At 39.1% G+C, this 19761-nt stretch carries 14 protein-coding genes; 7 read left to right on the top strand and 7 right to left on the bottom strand.

From position 1 onward, the window contains the following. Positions 1-296: 296 nt before the first annotated feature. The 3 genes from BDD26_RS15185 to aptA all read right to left on the bottom strand — a co-directional run bounded on the left by BDD26_RS15185 (position 297) and on the right by aptA (position 4733). Positions 297-2564 (bottom strand): ATP-binding cassette domain-containing protein, encoded by a 2268-nt coding sequence (locus BDD26_RS15185; RefSeq protein ID WP_115827011.1) that lies wholly within the window; start codon positions 2562-2564, stop codon positions 297-299. Positions 2565-2820: 256 nt separating this feature from the next. Next, on the bottom strand, positions 2821-3024 hold the full coding sequence (locus BDD26_RS15190; protein WP_038265080.1) for a hypothetical protein: 204 nt from the start codon (positions 3022-3024) through the stop codon (positions 2821-2823). Positions 3025-3371: 347 nt separating this feature from the next. Continuing rightward, positions 3372-4733 carry an omega-aminotransferase AptA gene (gene aptA, locus BDD26_RS15200; RefSeq protein WP_115827013.1) on the bottom strand — a complete coding sequence of 454 codons (1362 nt, stop codon included), beginning with the start codon at positions 4731-4733 and terminating at the stop codon, positions 3372-3374. 582 nt (positions 4734-5315) lie between these two features. Between aptA and BDD26_RS15205 the strand changes: the two genes are divergently transcribed. The 4 genes from BDD26_RS15205 (at position 5316) to BDD26_RS15220 (ending at position 9668) form a co-directional block, all read left to right on the top strand. Further along, a complete protein-coding gene (locus tag BDD26_RS15205) occupies positions 5316-6302 on the top strand; it encodes a hypothetical protein (protein WP_115827014.1) in 987 nt (328 codons plus the stop codon). 149 nt (positions 6303-6451) lie between these two features. Beyond that, complete coding sequence (locus BDD26_RS15210) at positions 6452-6856, top strand: hypothetical protein (protein ID WP_038265075.1); 405 nt, start codon at positions 6452-6454, stop codon at positions 6854-6856. Positions 6857-7056: 200 nt separating this feature from the next. After that, positions 7057-7482: a DUF2946 domain-containing protein gene (locus tag BDD26_RS15215; protein WP_244922749.1), complete on the top strand. Its 426-nt coding sequence runs from the start codon at positions 7057-7059 to the stop codon at positions 7480-7482. 125 nt (positions 7483-7607) lie between these two features. Next, on the top strand, positions 7608-9668 hold the full coding sequence (locus tag BDD26_RS15220; RefSeq protein WP_038265068.1) for a TonB-dependent receptor domain-containing protein: 2061 nt from the start codon (positions 7608-7610) through the stop codon (positions 9666-9668). Positions 9669-9821: 153 nt separating this feature from the next. On the opposite strand, the gene BDD26_RS15225 is transcribed toward BDD26_RS15220, so the two are convergent. The 4 genes from BDD26_RS15225 to BDD26_RS15245 form a co-directional block, all read right to left on the bottom strand. After that, a complete protein-coding gene (locus BDD26_RS15225) occupies positions 9822-10313 on the bottom strand; it encodes a MarR family winged helix-turn-helix transcriptional regulator (protein WP_038265065.1) in 492 nt (163 codons plus the stop codon). 619 nt (positions 10314-10932) lie between these two features. Beyond that, positions 10933-11547, bottom strand: a complete 615-nt coding sequence (locus BDD26_RS15235) for a pyridoxamine 5'-phosphate oxidase family protein (RefSeq protein WP_425330427.1) — start codon at positions 11545-11547, stop codon at positions 10933-10935. A 99-nt stretch (positions 11548-11646) separates the two neighbouring features. Then, entirely contained in the window at positions 11647-12045 is a 399-nt protein-coding gene (locus BDD26_RS15240) for a GNAT family N-acetyltransferase (RefSeq protein ID WP_244922750.1), read from the bottom strand. A gap of 23 nt (positions 12046-12068) precedes the next feature. Further along, a complete protein-coding gene (locus tag BDD26_RS15245; protein WP_038265054.1) occupies positions 12069-12776 on the bottom strand; it encodes a class I SAM-dependent methyltransferase in 708 nt (235 codons plus the stop codon). 672 nt (positions 12777-13448) lie between these two features. Between BDD26_RS15245 and BDD26_RS15250 the strand changes: the two genes are divergently transcribed. From BDD26_RS15250 to BDD26_RS15260, 3 genes are all read left to right on the top strand, one after another. Beyond that, complete coding sequence (locus BDD26_RS15250) at positions 13449-16514, top strand: autotransporter domain-containing protein (protein WP_115827018.1); 3066 nt, start codon at positions 13449-13451, stop codon at positions 16512-16514. A 181-nt stretch (positions 16515-16695) separates the two neighbouring features. Continuing rightward, complete coding sequence (locus tag BDD26_RS15255) at positions 16696-18216, top strand: trypsin-like serine peptidase (RefSeq protein ID WP_115827019.1); 1521 nt, start codon at positions 16696-16698, stop codon at positions 18214-18216. Positions 18217-18436: 220 nt separating this feature from the next. Further along, positions 18437-19657, top strand: a complete 1221-nt coding sequence (locus tag BDD26_RS15260) for an MFS transporter (RefSeq protein ID WP_115827020.1) — start codon at positions 18437-18439, stop codon at positions 19655-19657. Positions 19658-19761: the final 104 nt, after the last annotated feature.

Below are 19761 nucleotides of genomic sequence, written 5' to 3' on the forward strand. Positions count from 1 at the left end.
AATTAATTCAGATATACTAAATAATGGGCTCAAAGAGAAATAATCCTGTCAGATATATATTCTCAATAAGATATTGATTTTAATTGTCTAAAAATTTTGATAGAACAAAGTCTACAACGCAACTCTGAAATCAGTCAAATGACTTTAAAAATTAACAATGTGTGGATAAATAAAAGACCATTTATATTATTCAGGCAGGGTAAATTAATCTATTAATATAAAATGTTTAACTCCAGTATTATGAGAAATGGAGTTAAACAATCAGGAAGAGTTTAAATACAATATTTAAGATAAGACTATTTTTTATGGCAGTGCTGGCGTAAATATTCGGCTGTCAATGAGTTACCCTGTTCAAACATCTCCTGTGGTGTGCCGCTGAACATCACTTGTCCACCATCAGTTCCCGCACCTTCACCTAAATCAATGATCCAATCTGCTTCCGCGATAATGTCTATGTTGTGTTCAATGATCAGGACAGAGTTTCCCTGCTCTACAAGACGGCGAAATAACTTAATAAGAACCGCCACATCTGAAGGATGAAGCCCGGTTGTTGGTTCATCAAAGACATACATATCACCTTTATTATTAAGGTAAGATGCAAGTTTCAATCTTTGGCATTCGCCACCGGATAAATGATCAAGAGACTCCCCAAGCCGCATATAACCTAATCCAACATCCTGAATATGTACTAATGTTGGTTGGATCTGACTATCGCCCTCAAAAAAGCTTGTTGCCTGAGCAATACTCATATTCATCAGATCAACTATCGTTTTACCTTTATACTTATAATTTAAGGATTTTTTATTGTATTTCTGCCCCTGACAAGCCTCACAAGGCAAAATAACAGAATCCATAAAAGCCAAATCAGTTTCAATTACGCCTAATCCGTTACATTCCAGACATGCACCTCTGGCATTGGGTGAAAACCATGATTTGGTCACATTATTAGCCAGCGCAAAGTGCTCCCGAATGTGATCAAAAATTCCGCTCCATGACGCAATATGAGAGCGCTTAGAGGTATGGAGAGGTTTTTGGTCAATAACAACAGCATTTATACATTCAGGAACAACCTCCCCCATAATCAGGGAACTTTTACCTGAGCCAGCCACACCACTGACGGCAAGCATGACCCCCATCGGTATATCAATAGAAATTTCCTTTAGATTATGCAATGTTGCATTTCTGATGGGGAGATAGCTAACGGGTTCTTTTGGGGTTCGGTTAAGATGGGTTATTTGGGACAAATATTTTCCGGTTAATGTCCCGGAGATACGTAAGCCATTAAGATCACCTTGGTAAGTAACGGCTCCACCGTTGTCCCCTGCGCCGGGACCTAAGTCAATCACATGATCTGCAATTTTAATGACATCGGGATCATGCTCGACCATTAAAATAGTATTACCTTTATCACGTAGTTGCTGAATCAGTACATTAAGCTTTGTAATATCAGCCGGATGCAAACCAGTACTGGGTTCGTCAATGATATAAGTCATTCCGGTGAGACTACTGCCTAAATGACGCACCATCTTTAAACGCTGAGATTCTCCTCCTGATAATGTCGTTGTTGAGCGATTAAGATTTAAATAGCCAAGGCCAACAGAGTACATTGACGCCAAACGTACTTTTAACGCATTGAGCAGTGTATTTACTGAAGGATCATTTAATGTTGCTATAAATTGCCTCAGCTCTACAATCGGCATATTTACACAATCACCGATACTCTTACCCTGAATTAAACATGAACGGATACGTTTATTGAGTCGCTGCCCGTGGCAGACAGGACACTGTTTCATTGAAACAATGTCCTGAAATTCTTCGCTTTTGTGCTCTTTGCTATCCTTAACCAGATAACTGCGCGTAAATCGGGTAATAACGCCTTCAAATCGGGCAGATTTAGGCCAGTCAGGGGAAGGCGCTACCGGTACGACGTTATCTGCATAAAGTAAAAGTCGGCGTTCTTCTGTCGTGTAATCAGCAATTTTCTTGTCATTATCAAACAAACCAGAATGAACATATCGGCGCCACCGCCAAGTACCCGGCGCGAATGTGGGATATTGAATTGCCCCTTCATTTAATGACTTATTTTCATTTACCAGTCTTTCAATATCTATGGTGCTGGCAATACCCAGTCCTTCACAGTTTGGACACATACCTGATGGGTGATTGAACGAGAAGATATTGGAATAACCAACAAAGGGTTTACCGATCCTGGAAAACAAAAGTCGCAGCAAAGTATAAATATCTGACGCTGTACCAACCGTAGAACGTACATTTTCACCAATACGTTTTTGGTTAATGATAATCGCAGTAGTGAGGTTATTTATCTCATCCACATCCGGCTGACCATAGTATGGCAACCGATGCCGGATATAAGGCGGGAAAGTATCATTAAGCTGTCTTTGAGATTCCGCAGCAATTGTACCGAACACAAGGGAGCTTTTACCTGAACCTGAAACACCTGTGAATACAGTGATAACGTTTTTAGGAATGTGCAGATCAATTCCTTTAAGGTTATTTTGTCTCGCACCGCGAATTTCAATTGTGTTTTGTTCATGATTTCTCATTTAATTCACCTTTCACGCGTGACTCATACCAACACCGGGGGAGAAAACACACATTTATTCTGTCAGGTGGCTGACTATAGCACTGCAATACATGATTTCCAAATGGAAATCATATTTTGTGTTTGTTAGAAAATTTACGGGGAATATAAAAATAAACTAATGATTATAGTTTCCATAAGGAAACTATATTTCTAAGATTTTTACAGCAGGAAGTGGACTCATGTCAGGAAAGAGAGAAGAAAAAAACTTTTTCGGTTTATGAGAATAGGCCTTCGTCCTCATCCTCTTCATCACCGAATATTTCCTCTAATATTTCTAATAATTCGTCTTCATCTAACCAACCATTCCCGCTCATACTTCCAGTCATTTCTTTTTCAAAAAGCTTACATATCTTGTCTGCTGCTATTTTGGAATCTTCATTCAGCTCAATCAGGGCTTCGATCTTCTTACGTAATTTCATTTTCGCCTCAGTTAATTTTCCAGGTTTAAAATGGAGAATACATTCAATGAACTACATATACGCACGAAAGATAATAATAGTTAAAATTTATTTTAAGTTTGAGATCTTCATCAGGCTTTATGCAGGGATTCACAAATACAAAAATAGATTACCAACGTTCATTTTTCCATCTCAGGGAAAGATATGGGCGGAATCTGAGCAGTATCTTACTGCTCAGATTGGATGAATACCTGGGAAGGAGAACTGAGCCGCATCACAGCACCCGTTGCAGGATTAAATACCGCTGAAGTTCTGCCACCAGCAATGGTCATTTCACCATTAATGAGATGCGTAATTGTCGACTTCCTTTACTTAATCCGATGTAAAACATCACCCACTGCATTGAACAAGCGGTCAAGGTCATCGGGTTTAGCATTAAACATCGGACCAAATTGCAGAGTATCACCACTAAAGCGGACATAAAAACCTGCTTTCCATAGCGCAATACCCGCTTCAAAAGGACGAACATTGCTATCATCGTCACGTGGCGCGACTTGAATTGCCCCAATCAAACCACAGTTACGAATATCAACAACATTTGGACAATGTTCGAGTCCGTGTAGTGCTTGTTCAAAATGAGGGACTAATGCAGCGGCTTGTTGGATCAGGTTTTCTTTTTCCAATATTTCTAAAGTAGCCAAACCAGCAGCACAGGCAACGGGATGAGCTGAATAAGTATAGCCGTGGTTGAATTCGATCATGTGTTCAGGAAGTGGTTGTGACATGAAAACATCATAGATGTCACTGGAAACAGTGACTCCGCCAAGAGGGATAGCCCCGTTAGTAACCTGTTTGGCGAAATTGAGGATATCCGGTGTGACACCGAAATAATCTGCGGCCGTCCAACATCCCATACGACCAAAACCAGTAATAACTTCATCAAAGATTAACAAGATATTGTGTTGGGTACATATTTCCCGCAAACGCTGTAAATAACCTTGTGGCGGGATAATCGCACCAGCAGAGCCGGCAACAGGCTCAACGATAACGGCCGCGATATTACTGGCATCATGTAGTTCTATAAGATTCAATAACTCATCGGCCAATTCAGGACCACCCGTTGATGGAATCCCTCTGGTGAATGCCATATCACTCTGCAAAGTGTGTGGCAGATGATCAACATCCATCATTTGGCCAAACATTTTGCGATTCCCACCAATACCGCCAAGACTTGTTCCACCGACGTTAACACCATGATAGCTACGCATCCTGCCAATCAATTTGGTTTTTGTTGCTTGTCCTTTTATACGCCAGTAGGCACACGCTATCTTTAACGCTGTATCAGCAGTCTCTGAACCTGAATTGGTAAAAAAGACATGGTTTAAATTACCGGGCATCCGTTGAGCGATTTTATCTGCCAATCTGAATGACAGAGGATGGGCATATTGGAAACCTGGAGAATAATCTAACGTGCCGAGTTGTTCTGAAGCAGCCTGACGGATTTCCGAACGTGAGTGACCCGCTCCACAAGTCCATAATGCTGATAAACTGTCATAAATGCGACGACCTTTATCATCCATTAGCCACTGCCCATCCGCAGAGACAATCAGCCGTGGATCTTGTTGAAATTGACGATTAGCACTAAACGGCATCCAATGTGCTTTCAGGTTCAGGTCTTGGAAAGGTTCAGCATGAAAGGAATGAGTTTGAATGGTATTGCTATCTGACATTTTTTAACTCCTCGTACTAGAAATGTAACAAAAAGTTGTAACGACAAGTTTGCAACAAAATGATATTCAAGTTAAATCTCATTTATCGAATCATTAGTTATGAATTTACTCACGCAAATGAAAATAATAAATTTTAGACAATTAACTGATTTTGATTTGAAACTATTGTGGTATGGAAGAAATTGTTCCCAGCTACCGTATAATTCCAGAAACCATGAATCACCATAAACTGCTGAACAGTCCGGCAACGGTGTCTTCATGATTCTAAAATCTCAATAGTGACTCGTAAAGGAAAACGGATTAATGCGATAATGTTTTTCAGGGATCGAAGATAATTAATAATATATACCACAAAAAAATATATAAGTATGATAGGGTAATAAATTCCTTTTCATAATAATGAGACAATTAACCCATTACGATTCCTGACACCTGACGATACAAGGTGTCAGGAAATGCTCTGCAATTTTGAATATTATTATTTATGCAAGACTCATTAAGATAAAATGTATTAAATAATAAAAATAAACACATCTGGAGATATCAGAATTGAATTAATTTAAATTAAACGGATTAAACATTATGAACGAAAAAATTTACTTAAAATACTTATCCTTAATGTTATTTATTGGTTTGTTTTTATTTTTTTCTAAAAGTCCTTATATTTTTGCTAGTGAAGAAATTAAACACAGAGCCAAAACAACACAACTAGGTGAAGATCGTAATTATAATCCTGTAGAAGCTTATGGAGGAAGCATTATTTACGCGATTCCGCCTGGAGGAGCGATAGCTCATGTTGAGTTTGATCAGGCAACTCATAGAATTGATTATACAGACCAAATTGATTCAGCTGTAGATTTTTGGAGAGCATTTATCCGTAATGTATATCCTCAGTTAAGCATCAGGCGTGTCCGTTTAGGAGAACAAGCAAACTTTTTTATTGGACATTCTTCATCCTTAAATATGATAGCCGGGAGAGCGGGTATTGAACCTGCAATATCCTATATTCCACAAACTAATTATTTAAATACCATAGCGTTACGTAGTAATAACCTTGTTAATCGATACGGTATATATATTGATAATTTTATCGTGGAAATGAATGAAAACAGAATGGAGTTTATAATGAGAACATTTAGTGATGTTCATAACCGCGGAGAGGCAGTGAAAAGATATATGTATATCCTGTTAGTTAGGCATTTGGGATATGCACTTGGTTTTGTTCCTAATGATTCAAATATTAGTTTATTTGGTAATATCATACCTTGGTACTCCCCGGAAATTTATTATATATCATTAAATGATAGTGCAACACCTCGTCTTATGTATAGAAATAATACATTTGATTATATTGAAGATTTGGTGAGATTTAATAGTGAAGAAGATGCATTTACTATAAATGATATACGTATTTCGCCTCAAGAGGAAATAGTGGCTAGAATGTGCCTGTATACTGGTGAGCTTGCAGAAAAATCTGAAAAGGATAGCAAATTATATCAGTTATGTAATACAAGAATAATGACATATCCATTAATTGCAAGAATGATTTTAACCATCAATAAAAAATAACATTTCAACACGGCAGATTAATTCTTTACTCCTCGCGCCGCGAGGAGTAAAGAATCTTCAAAATTTGAGTGTATCACTATTATGAAAACCTATTTATACAAAAACAATTAATTTAATTATAAAAATAGTACCCCATAAGGAGTTATGAAATGATAAAAAGCTCACGCACAATAACTATAATTTACTTAATGTTGTTAGTGTTTCTGTTTATTAATCCAACAGTACATGCATGGACGCGGGACGATCTTAAATGCAAAACTGCTGGCACTTACACGGGATATATCACTGGAGTATCTATAGGTTACTATCATGATACTGACAAGGATGATCATATTGCATTGGTGTTTAGGCCAGAAAATGCAAAAAATTCGAAAGGAAGGATTGTTCTTATGGATGTAAGATATTCTGAGGCTGCTGGCCCTGCTTTCTTCTCTCTGGCACAAACAGCTATGCTTACCGGTCAAAAAGTAGATATGTGGTGCAATGGAAGTTGGATTAATGGAATATGGCTTGGGGAAGGAGCCGGAGGAACTCTTCCATATGGTTTACCATAGAATATAAAATTTTTAGGTATGATCCATTCCGAATAATTTTCAGCCTATAACTCCAACGCAATCGATTATTACGTTGGAGTTATAATTTCTAAATATACTGATACTGGCGTACTATCAAAAGTCCCAAAATTTTTTAACAAAACCGGTAAAAATGCAGTAAGATTGGCGTCAAATCTTCAGTATTGAGCTGGATCATTAGTTTGTTATCACTTTTTCATCTATCACAACGCAGAACACCAGCGTTAATTGCCCTATTGGCGATTATGATGTTGTTCATCGCTCCGGTGGTATCAAAAACACTGGAGCACAGCCGTGGTATAAAAAGTGGAGCATGTCATGGTATGTCAATGCCTGATATGCAAAACAGTAATCATCATCAGGCATCCTTTTTATCAGATAGCATGAATCATCATGGCGTCGATCATATCCATATGGGATTGATGGACGATATTGCCTGTGGTTATTGCCAGCTACTGATTAATCTGCCGTTATTGTCGGGAACATTCGCTCCTTTTCTCCTGCTGACATTGACGATTTCCCGTGCACCACCAGCACCATGTTTTTCTGGCCCAGCGATCCGGTTGTTCTACGGCGAGTCACAACCACGTGCTCCACCCCTTAATTAATCTGCTTACTTGAAATAATTCATTTATTTTCCTTGCCTTTAGTCATTTTTCATAAGGCAGATTGGTATTGCTTTAAACAAATTCAAAAACAGGATTTGTTACTTATTAATTAAGGGATATTTTTTATGTCTAGTACACAATTATTTCGCATCTCTCCACTGGCCACAGCTTTAGCAATTGCATTCTTTATGCCGACCAGCAGCTTAGCTGTCACGAAAGATCAGATTGAAGAGACGAAAGACTCACACACCATTCATGAGAATGAATCAGTAATAACCGTAACCGCTCCGGCTGTTTCACCACTTAGTGTTTTCTCCTCACTTAAAACACCTCGTCAGCCTGTGCCTGCCAGCGACGGTTCGGATTACCTGAAAACTATCCCCGGATTTTCCCAGATCCGTAACGGTGGAACTAATGGTGACCCTGTATTTCGCGGCATGTTTGGTTCCCGCCTGCGCATGCTGATTGACGATGGTGAAGTCCTGGGCTCTTGTCCATCAAGAATGGATGCTCCAAGTTCTTACATTTCACCGGAAAGTTATGATGTACTGAGTCTGGTCAAAGGGCCACAAACTGTTCTTTGGGGACCGGGAAATTCAGCGGGAACTATCCGCTTCGAACGCTCCCGCCCGCAATTTGAAGAGCCAGGTGCTAAAGGCAATGCCAGCACAGTTGTTGGTTCTAATGGGCGCTGGGACGGTAACGCAGATCTGAGTTTCGGTAATCAGCATGGTTATATGCGTTTTATTGGTAATAAATCTCGCTCTAATGATTATAAAGATGGTGACGGATACCGTGTTCCTTCCCACTGGAATAAATGGAATACCGATGTCGCATTGGGATGGACGCCTGATGAAGACACGTTGCTGGAATTAAGCGCGGGACAAGGTGATGGAAAAGCACGTTATGCCGGACGCATGATGGATGGTTCCAAATTTAAACGTGAAAGTTTGGGAGTACGCTTTGAAAAATCCAATATCGGCGATGTGTTTGATAAGTTTGAAACCAACTTTTATTACAACTCTACCCGCCATGTGATGGATAATTTATCCCGACCTTCTCTTCCAGCAATGGATATGGGGCACGGTGATAGTCATATGAAACATGGTAATCACCATATGGCACATGGAGGACATGGTGGTGGTCATGGTATGAATATGAAAATGGCCCATCAACTGGATCGCCGTACTTTCGGCGGCCGTATGATGGGAACATGGCTCTGGGAAGATTTCAAATTACAGAGTGGTGCGGACATGCAGACTAATACCCACCGCAACCAATCACAAAAAGATGCACGATTCCGTGATTATGGTGTTTTCGGCGAGCTAACCTGGGATGCAACTGAACAAAGTAAAGTCATCGGTGGTGCACGTTTGGATAGGGTTTTAGTCGATAAATACACTCAAGACACTCAGGAAGCACGAACAGATACTTTACCAGCAGGTTTTGTCCGATTTGAACATAACCTGAAAGCGATCCCGGTTATGTTTTATGCCGGCGTAGGTTATACCGAACGTTTCCCTGATTATTGGGAACTATTCCGTTCTAAAGGTAATGCGTTCAAGAAACTGCAAACAGAAAAAACAACGCAGTTAGATATTGGTGCACATTATAACGATCATAACCTGAAAGGCTGGATTTCAGCTTATGTTGGTAAGATTGATGACTTTATTCTATTTCACTATGCGGACAATAAAGTCAGTAAGGTAAGTAACGTGGATGCCACTATTTGGGGTGGAGAAATGGGGGTTGCTTACCATCTGAATGATGACTGGAAAACAGATGCAAGTCTGGCTTATTCCTGGGCACAAAATACTTCCAATCATCGTCCATTGCCCCAAACTCCGCCATTGGAAGCACGCTTGGGTTTGACCTGGGAACACGGTGACTGGACAAGCAGCGGTTTGCTGCGTTTAGTCAGCAGTCAGAACCGGGTTGCAATCAATGAAGGTAACGTTGTCGGGAAAGATTTTAACCGTAGTGCTGGTTTTGCCGTTTTCTCTGCGAATACTGCTTATAAGGTGACTAAAAATATCCAGATTAGTGCCGGTGTTGACAATATCTTTAACAGAACTTACAGCGAACATCTCAATCTGGCAGGAAATAGTGGCTTTGGTTATTCGGCCAATACGTCAGTAAATGAACCTGGTCGTACTTATTGGGCCAGATTTAACGTGAAATTCTAACACATTAGCCTCCGAGACTTTGCCCTGAATCATATCGGGGCAAAGTCTTCACCATTTCTTAATGAACTTTTTTATTAAAGTTATTTTTACATAGCATTAAGAAATATCTTCTTGAAAAGATACTTTCATGTAACGGTAATTATCAGAGGAATCCTAATTATCGGACTCATTCGTCAACAGCCAATGACGCAATAACATAGCAAGTTGTTCTTGTTGTTCACTGGATAATGCTCCAAGAATTTCTCTCTCATTTTCCAGGTGACTTTCAACCACTTTATCTATGAGTTCTCTTCCCTCCGCAGTCAAAGAGACTTTGCAACTGCGCCGATCTTTAGCATTTGCAACACGCTCAACCAGCCCTCTTTGTACCATATGCTCAATGCGGGTACTCATTGCCCCCGAAGTCAGCATAACGGACTGATACATCTCAGTTGGTGTAATTGGTGTGCCATAACGGCGTAGTGTCGCAAGAATATCAAACTCAATCGCGCTCAAGTCGTATGCCTTGAAGATAGGCTGTAATCGCTGTTCGATAATTTTATTTGCACGGTATAAACGCCCGATCACACCCATTGGTGAAGGATCAAGATCTGGACGTTGCTGCTCCCATTGTATGATTAAACGGTCAATGTGATCGTACTTCATGTCTTTTTCCCTATTCATTTATTTTTGAGAAAAGATACTTGATAAAATTTATATAGGCTATTATTTTAATTTATCTTTACATAAAGATACATTCTATAATGAATTTTACATCAGTTATTCTGGGTATTATCGGAATTACGTTACTTGTGATGGGGTTTAAATTGGCAAGGGATTATTTTTTCTGTTCCAATTTATCAGAGCCTGCATCATTATTATTGCTGTTTGGCTTTCTATTCTTCGAAATCGGATGCCAAACAGTCATATAATCTTATATAACCCAGGAGCATTACAGATAAAATTGACTTTGATATCTGGCAGCCAACGTCAAAATTCCAGCAGCCCGCTATTTGCAAAAACTCAGTAATGAATATGGATTTACTGATACTAATTACCTTGAATTGTGCAATGCAGAACTTCCTCTGCATGACGGCTATACCACAGACATATCAGCAAAGTTATACACTGAAACTTCTAAAATCTTATGCAGAAGCTCTGAAACATGTACGTGAAGTTATTGGAGAAGAAAATAAAAAGTATCAATCAAAGCATTAAAAACCTAAGCTCGGCTCAATGATATGAGTCGAGTATAAAAGATCGGTAATCCGATCTTTTATATGAATTAATACAGGTTGTCCTTAAGGCGCTGAGGTAATTCAGCATCGTAGCCAACATCATCAAACTCATTTTTACTGAGTTCTTTGAGAATACGCCCTGGGCTGGGTAAAGCACTGCGTTCAATCTGGGTTGAAGCATCCCATAAACCTGAACGTATAATGGCACGACTACATTGGAAGAAAACAGCATCTACGGTGATCCGTAATACAGAGTTTGGCAAAACGTTACGGTACGCAAAACGCTCCAGTATTTCCGGAGTAATTAATATTTCTGCCCGACCGTTGATGCGTAATGTTTCACCAATACCAGGAATAAGTAGTAACAGAGCAACACGGTTATCGTGCAGAATATTACGCAGACTATCGATTCGGTTATTCCCTCTTCTGTCTGGCAAAATCAACGTTTTTTCATCTTCGATATGAATAAAGCCAGGTTGGTCTCCACGTGGAGAAACATCCATCCCTTCTTTACCCGTTGTTGCCAATGCTGCAAATGGTGCTGATTCGATAAAAGGACGATAAATAGGATGAATATGATCCGTTTCCTTAAACACAGAGGGTGCCGCGGGTTTTCCGTAAATTTGCTCAAGTGTGGTGATATCAGTTACAACGTTATCCATTATGAGATTTCTCCTTCATAATCAATTCGTAGTCTGACATGTTCTATGATGATATTGAGTTAGTCATAGAACAACGCGGTTTTATTTGACATTACTTATTCAGTGATGAAAACGCATAACATACTCCAGATGCCCTGTTACCTCGTCTTTCCCTTCTTTAGTAACATAAAATCCTTGTGATAAGTAGAAATTATAACTTCTTTTGTTTTCTTGGTAGACTGCCAAGGTAAGCTCCGTTCTACGATTTTTGGCATCGGCAATCAATTCGCTACCAACTCCCTGCCCCTGGCTATTCGGTAATACAAAAATTGCTGCCAATACATCGTCATGTAGTGCGTAAAAACCGATGATTTTTCCGTTTTGGACATAAACATATACTTCAGAAGCCGGAATATAGAGGTTTCTCATATTTTCGACCTGAGACTTCCAAAAATCAGCAGCGACAAAATGGTGAGTTTTAATAGATGCCTCCAGCCAAATTGTCAGAACGTCGTCCATATCTGCTTCTGTGAATTTCCTGATCATTTCTGTGGGCCTGATAATTCTTCCTCTTTTTTGAAGACAGATATTATAAATGGAGGCTTAAAATTTGGAACATGAGGAATTAATCTCTGGTGAAGGGAAAACCCTGCTTCTTCTGCACATTCTATCTGCTTTTCCAATGACCAGTACGTATCATTAAAAGAGAACGGCTTACCCGTTTTAGTCCACAAAGTCGTTAACAATGTATCTCCGTCACGATAAGTTTTTCCTGCTTCTCCTGTTTTGAATGGGCCAAAATCTATGCCGAAAGCATCCAAATTAAGATCAAGAGTTATGTAGTAACCATGTTTAACTAAATGGCTATTTACCTGTCGAAAAATAGCTCTGAACGAATCTTCTGTTTTTAGTGTGCAGAGCACAAAAGAGCTGACTACCGTATCAAAAGGGATGTCATTCGTATAGTGATGAAGCTCAGTTGGATAAATGAATATAGCCCCACTATCTTGATATTTTTCTTTTGCTAATTCAATAGCATATTTTGAAATATCCGCCCCGATTACTTGAGGAATAATCGACGTAAGAAAAGGAATTAATGCTCCTGAGCCACAACCAAGATCAAGAGCTTTTTTTATGGAATTATGTTGCTTAATAAAATCACAAATAGTTGTGAAAGCATATTTCTTTTCAAGAATATCATTGTATTGTGAAAAAAGTTCAGAAAGTTCTTTCTCTTCCCATTTACTCATATATTCACCTCTTATTGTTTTTATAAAGCCGTAAAAGAAATTAATAATCAGGTTAATTTAATATTATAATTTCTTTAATGATCCATTTTGTTGAGAATTCATAATTTTAATCCGTTTAAAGAATAAAGCTATTTTATAAATTTTATATATAGTATAAATTATTATACGAATAATAGTTTATAAAAATCTTGTCATCTCCTTTATTTTTTATATTAACCATACTTATTTTATTACCCTGATAAATACGCATTTAATAAATAAAAGATTGCTTAATTAAAGCGCAGAGAAGTATTTTTTTTATTTTTTACTTAACAATAAATAACTGTATATCAGTGTAAAATAACTAAAATTTAAATTTATCTACATGAATTCAAATGAAAAATAAAATTAAATTATTGTAAATCAAATGTTATCAGTGGGTTAAATAAATTCTTGCATTTGATGTTTAGTTATCATTTCATAGAAACTTGCTGGCGAGTTATAGATATTTTTTTCGATATCTTAATTAATTATTTAAAGATTATTCTGCAACATCCATCTGTTTTGGGAATAACTTAATGCTGCCAGTTATATAAACTCAATTGACCTGTTAATTATAAATATTTTCTGAAGAGTTATTTATTAAATAGCGAATCGGAAGACTTCATTATATAAAAGAATGGACCTACTCTTATGAAAAAAAACAATACAGTAAAACCTATATTTTTGTGGGTGACATTATTTTGTGGACTATTACCTATTAATGCTTCAGTGGCCGATACTGGATATCAGGAACAGGGGCAAAAAAACTTACCTGATAGTTGGCTATCAGAGGAATTCAAGCGTCAATGGGGATTAACCGCAATTGGTGCGCACTATGCTTATGCACGTGGTTATACCGGAAAAGGGGTTAATGTCGGTGTGCTGGATGAGGCTGTTACTCAGCATTCTGAATTTGCAGGAAAACTTAAGATATTAAGTCCTGAGGATACTTGGAACTATGGTGAAAAGAAAAATGGAACGATCATCTTCGGTGCTCACGGTAACCATGTGTCAGGAACTATTGCCGCAAACAGAGACGGTAAAGGAATGCACGGCGTAGCATTTGATTCTGGCTTAATTACTGCAAAATATTTGCAAAATGAGTTCAATCGTACAGAAGCCATGATTCAGAGTAATGTTCGGGTTATCAATAATAGTTGGGGTGTTCGCCCCAGGTATGCTACTGATAGCAATGGTAATCCTATAAGATTTCCAAATGGAACAGTAAAATATGATAAAGTTACATTAGACGATGTGATTAAATATGCTACCCCGATTAAAGAAATGTTGGATAAGTTAAGTAAATCTCCAATCCCGGAGGATGATTTCTATCCATTATTTGGAACAATCAGATCAGCATCCTTATTACGTGCAGCACGTCAAGACAAATTAGTTGTTTTTGCTGCGGGAAATGCCAACAACTATAACGTTACCTGGTTACATGCAGGAATGCCGTTTTTCTTCCCTGATGTATTAAAAAATTACCTCAGCGTAGCCAACCTGGCCAGAGACAATCAAATTAACGTCTCATCAACCAGTTGCGGATATACCGCTAGCTACTGTTTGTCCGCACCAGGCACTAGAATTTACAGTAGCACGGGTGATTTTGTCTCGAAAAATAATGGAAAAATAGACGAAGAAGCTTTAAGTAAAGATGAACTGGAGATTAATCCTACTTATGAGGCTTACACTGGCACATCTATGGCATCCCCGCATGTAGTTGGAGCTGCGGCTGTCTTGATGCAGCGTTTTCCTTATATGACAGCGGAGCAAATCTCTGATGTTCTCAAAACAACTGCTACTGATCTGGGGGAAAAAGGTATTGACCGGCTTTATGGTTGGGGAATGCTGAACCTGAAAGATGCCATTGATGGTCCTAAGATGTTTATCACTAAGAAAGATATTCCTGCTGAATTCTATATTCCCGGTTCATATACGGAAACTCAGTTTGTCGCAAATATCCCCGGAATGGGGGAAATAGTAGAAAAAGGTACTACTGTAGAACGGGTATGCGATAGCATTGAGTGTGCTTATGACTATTGGAGTAATGATATCGCAGGTCATGGTGGATTGACTAAAACCGGTAAAGGAACGCTTGAACTTGCTGGTAAAAATAGCACTTATAAAGGGCCAACCTGGGTAGAACAAGGCCAGCTGCAAATTAGTGGCTCTATAACTTCTGATGTCACTGTGCAAAATGATGCAACACTGAGTGGAAGCGGTACTGTTGGCTCACTTATGGTCAATACCAATGCCAATATTGCACCAGGCAATTTAAATTCAATCGGAATACTGAATGTTGATCGTAATGTTACTTTCCAGGAAGGTTCACGCTATCTGGTTGAAGTTGCACCAAATACTCAAGGACGTAGTGATCGCATTTCCAGCAATGGTTCAGCGATATTGAAAGGTGGAGCTGTACAGGTCACGTTAGAAAACAACAGCAACTTACTCTCAAAGCATGAGGTTCGTAGCCTGCTTGGTCAGCAATACAATATTTTACAGGCAAACCGTGGTATCAATGGTCAATTCACTACCGTAGCGCCTAACTATTTGTTCGTTGGTACTCATCTTGACTATCAACCTAATAGGGTGATGTTAGATATAAAACGTAATTCCACTACATTCGCCAGCATGGGTAAAACCGCTAATGAACGTGCAATAGCCGATGCTGCTGATAAGCTGAATCTCGGTCATCCGGTTTATGAGAGTATCTTAATGTCTGATACGCCGGCTCAGGCTCGCCAGGCATTCCAACAGTTGTCTTCTGGACAGATCCATGCTGATATCGCTGCGGCACAAATCAATAGCAGCCGTTATCTGCGCGACACATTGAATACACGCTTACGTCAGGCAGATGGTGGAACCATTAATCAGGATATCAAAGCAGATAAAAATGGTGTTTGGGCGCAAATCACCAGTAACTGGCAACGTGCCGATAATACCAGTGAAGTCAACGGCTATCGTATGTCTAATTATGGTGTGTTACTGGGCGCAGACAAAGAGCTGACCAATGATTGGCGTATCGGTATGGCTACTGGTTATACTCGCTCTTCTCTGCGTGGTGGCTATAATACTTCAGCCGATAGTAACAATTTCCATCTGGCATTATATGGTAGCAAACAGTTTAATGCTCTGGCATTACGTACTGGTATGGCCTATAGCTGGCATCGTTTTGATACAAAACGTTCAGTTGCTTTTGGCAGTCAGTCCGACAATCTGAAAGCCAAATATGGTGCACAAACCGGGCAGATATTTACGGAAGCAGCTTATCGTATTAATGCTCCCTGGTTGAATCTGGAACCATTTGCCAACTTGTCTCACGTTAATTTCCGTAATGGTGGTATTAATGAGCAAGGTGGTGGTGCAGCATTAACTGGCGAAAAACAATCAAAAAATGCAACTCTCTCTATATTAGGTTTACGCGTTGACCAAAAATGGCAGACGCAGAATCAAATTACTGTAGGTATGTATGGTGAATTGGGTTGGCAACATCAATTTGGCAATGTTGATCGTGGCAGTAAATTAAGTTTCAGCAACAGCAATGCAGCATTTACTGTCAGCAGTGTCTCAGCCGCGCGTGACGCCGCTGTCATCAAAGCAGGTACGGCATTGAGCATTAATGAAAATGCTAAATTATCTCTGGGATATAACGGTGTCTTATCGGGCAATCACAAAGATAACGGTGTATTCTTCAATGCCAACTGGAAATTCTGAACAATAAAAACCCTATAAAAAAACAAACTCATTGCTGGCAATAGCTGGCAGTGAGTTTTTATTTTCTTCTCCATTTGATGGCTTTGTATCCACGGCAACACAAAACAGTTAAATAGAGCTTATGCATTATGAGCCGGATAATAACTATCGAGTCATCTACATAACCTAAAGGAGGAACATTATGACTTATCGTAAGGCTCTGTTAGTCAGTTTGTTTTCTATCACAGCAAGTTCAAATGTTTTAGCTTTAAGTAATACATCTATTGATTTTGCTGAATCTAATGATAATGGTGCTCCATTAATGAAATCAACCGATCCTGGTGCCGATAAATTCAGAACTGTCGGTAAATTTTTTGGGGGAGCAAGCTGTACTGCAACCCTGATTGCTGGTGAAAATGAACCAAGCCCAGAGACTCCGGCCTTGATACTAACAGCAGGACACTGTGTTAATAGCAATGTAGGAACAAATGAAGTGATTGTTGATCGGCCAGTAAAAATGGAGTATTGGCAATATACTCCGAATTATTTTATTGACAAAAAAGACAATCTTTCACCAATAAAAATTGATCGTATTCTGTATTCAACGATGAAACACCAAGATATCGCAGTCTTACAATTGAAGACCACTTATGGTGATCTGGCTAAAAAAGGCTATCATCCTTTGAAGCTGAAGAAAAACTTAGAAATGAAACATCAGCCTATCGTGTTGACTCATATTCCTGTTGATAATGTTGATTACGATTTTGCTTACCTCAGAAAGTCTGAATGTGATATTACCGGAAAATCACCATTATTGTATGAAGGTTCCGCGCCATGGATTTGGTCTCCTGTCTTCTCTGTGAATTGTGCTGGTGTAGCCGGCGGAACATCTGGCTCCCCTGTTTTTGAAAAAGGTAAAACAGACGTTATTGGTGTTCTTAATACAACCACAACACCAGGCATGACAGGTTGTGGGTTCGGCAGACCTTGTACTGTCGAAAACAATAAAGGTGTTTCAGAAGAAGGAGCCAGTTATTTCATTCCTGTAGATACCATTGCTAATGCAATAACTAAGGACAACAAACTGGATCTATCTAAACTGGAAAATAATAGCGGTAACATTTTAGAAAGAAGTAAGCTGTGGTCCCCCTGGGTTACTCAAAGTGTTGTTGACGGAGAGAAAGCGAAATGGGATGTCATTATCAAAGAAGGTGCTGATGTCAAAAATATCCGCTATAAAGCAGGGTTGATCAGCGAAGTGGATTGTACAAATGAAGCAGGATATAGCGCTCCAGTTTCTGCCAGCAATAAGCCATTGGAAAACATATTACTGCCTGAAAAAGACGGCATCTATAAACTCTGTGTTATCCATCAGAACAATGATGGTCAATGGCAAAAAACAAAAGATGCCTCTGTGATGTTGCGAGAAATTGATAATGTTCCACCATCAATCAAACCAATTATCCATAAAAATGACCATGGAAGTGACAACTGGTATATAACTGTTAAAGCTCAACAATATGAACTCATGGGTGTACAAGTAAAATATGGGCCTAAAACAACAACTAACTGTGACGATAAATCAGGTTACGGTTTTGCCTGGAGACCTATAGTTCTGGCGAAATCTGAATCTCCATGGCGTGTATGTGCATATGGTCAAGATATGGCAAAAAATGATAGCCAAATTAGTGTACTTGATATTGAAGCAACTGCTGCTAAATAAATAAACAACCTCACTGCCAGTAATCGCTGGCAGTGAATTTCGTTATCGAAACCGCAAAATTAGGCTAATACACTACTAAGAATTTTTCCCCGTACCACTATTACCTTCACTCCCCTATTTTTAACCCAACACACGATGTAGTAGCTAAAGACAGCTAAAAATTTCATCAATTTTGTTTATTTCTACCCAATCCTATATTTTCATCTGAGGAGGCTTGAATATGCCATCACGTATTATTTTGCCTATAGTTTCACCACTAATTTTACCGATATTCTCATTTGCTGTATTTTTCATCGGTGCAACAGAGTTTATGCTATCTCCCATGCTCAAACCATTGGCTGAAGCATTTGAAACAACAACAGATAAAGCGACCTGGCTGGTATCCAGTTATGCCCTCGCTTACGCACTTGCAGCACCGATTTTTGGTTGGTTATCTGATCGGATAAGTCGATATAAATTGTTACTGGCATCTTTGCTGTTTCTTTCACTTGATGGGTTGGCATTGGCCATAGCCCCCAATTTAGAAATTGCCATCGGATTGCGTATTTTCGGAGGTATTGCTTCGGCAGCTCTGATCCCAACTATTTTTGCATTGGTTGCAGATATTTTCCCTCCCGATAAACAAACCTCAGCAATGGGAATCGTTATGCTTGGCATGACTGTGGGTATTGCAGCCGGCCCTGTTTTCGCAGGCGTGTTAACAGCAGTTTTTAACTGGCGGATACCATTTTTAATAAGTGCAATCGGATGTATTTTGCTTTTTATTTTAAGCAGAAATGTTTTAAGCCGAAAACTGCCTTTAAACCTGAAAAGAAATTTCTCCCAAAATCATCGAATAGGAAAAACAGAAATCACATTTCAATGGATATACCAGGGGCATTTAATCCGCCCTCTTATCGCAAAAGGGTTTTGGAATGGTGCGGCAGTATCTGCTTTTATATTGACCGGAGAAGTATTAAGACGACATTATGATTTAGAAACAGACGCAGTTGGTATCTCCGTTTCTGCATTTGGCATCGGGCTTGGTTTGGGGAATCTATCTGTAAATTTTGTGAGGCGTTTACATATCCGGGATGAAGGCATACTACTGTTGGCTTTAATAACACTTTTCGCAACCAGTTCTGTATTTATGCTATTGCCGTTGTCCTTGTTCTTTAGTCTTGGCAGCCTGATGTTATGGGGTTGTGCACTCGGCCTTGCAGCCCCTGTCAGCACTTCTGTTCTGGCAAATCGAGCAAAACAGAATAAAGGCCAAATATTGGCAGTATCTGAAAGCCTGAATAATCTGGCGATTCTATTTTTACTCCCTATTACGACCAGGCAACTCACTCAGCACGGTATCGAGACCGCAATGATAATACTGGGAAGCTGCTTGATAATAGCTATTGGGCTGATATTGAGAGATTATTTAGTGACACTGTCACTAAATAAAGGCCAATAAACGTAACAAAATATATTGATATGGCCTTCTGTCAGTTAGCCAAACAGACTATATTGTGTGAAATGTAGGAAAATCTCTTCCCTCTCTGACAAATATCATCGAAA

The organism is Xenorhabdus cabanillasii, from assembly GCF_003386665.1.
GTDB classification, from domain to species: domain Bacteria; phylum Pseudomonadota; class Gammaproteobacteria; order Enterobacterales; family Enterobacteriaceae; genus Xenorhabdus; species Xenorhabdus cabanillasii.

Excerpts from the sequence above, each read along its gene's own strand:
- BDD26_RS15235 (WP_425330427.1), bottom strand. The coding sequence starts at position 11,547 with ATGGATAACGTTGTAACTGATATCACCACACTTGAGCAAATTTACGGA.
- BDD26_RS15205 (WP_115827014.1), top strand. The coding sequence starts at position 5,316 with ATGAACGAAAAAATTTACTTAAAATACTTATCCTTAATGTTATTTATT.
- BDD26_RS15255 (WP_115827019.1), top strand. The coding sequence starts at position 16,696 with ATGACTTATCGTAAGGCTCTGTTAGTCAGTTTGTTTTCTATCACAGCA.
- aptA (WP_115827013.1), bottom strand. The coding sequence starts at position 4,733 with ATGTCAGATAGCAATACCATTCAAACTCATTCCTTTCATGCTGAACCT.
- BDD26_RS15190 (WP_038265080.1), bottom strand. The coding sequence starts at position 3,024 with ATGAAATTACGTAAGAAGATCGAAGCCCTGATTGAGCTGAATGAAGAT.
- BDD26_RS15250 (WP_115827018.1), top strand. The coding sequence starts at position 13,449 with ATGAAAAAAAACAATACAGTAAAACCTATATTTTTGTGGGTGACATTA.
- BDD26_RS15185 (WP_115827011.1), bottom strand. The coding sequence starts at position 2,564 with ATGAGAAATCATGAACAAAACACAATTGAAATTCGCGGTGCGAGACAA.
- BDD26_RS15210 (WP_038265075.1), top strand. The coding sequence starts at position 6,452 with ATGATAAAAAGCTCACGCACAATAACTATAATTTACTTAATGTTGTTA.
- BDD26_RS15245 (WP_038265054.1), bottom strand. The coding sequence starts at position 12,776 with ATGAGTAAATGGGAAGAGAAAGAACTTTCTGAACTTTTTTCACAATAC.
- BDD26_RS15225 (WP_038265065.1), bottom strand. The coding sequence starts at position 10,313 with ATGAAGTACGATCACATTGACCGTTTAATCATACAATGGGAGCAGCAA.
- BDD26_RS15220 (WP_038265068.1), top strand. The coding sequence starts at position 7,608 with ATGTCTAGTACACAATTATTTCGCATCTCTCCACTGGCCACAGCTTTA.
- BDD26_RS15260 (WP_115827020.1), top strand. The coding sequence starts at position 18,437 with ATGCCATCACGTATTATTTTGCCTATAGTTTCACCACTAATTTTACCG.
- BDD26_RS15240 (WP_244922750.1), bottom strand. The coding sequence starts at position 12,045 with ATGGACGACGTTCTGACAATTTGGCTGGAGGCATCTATTAAAACTCAC.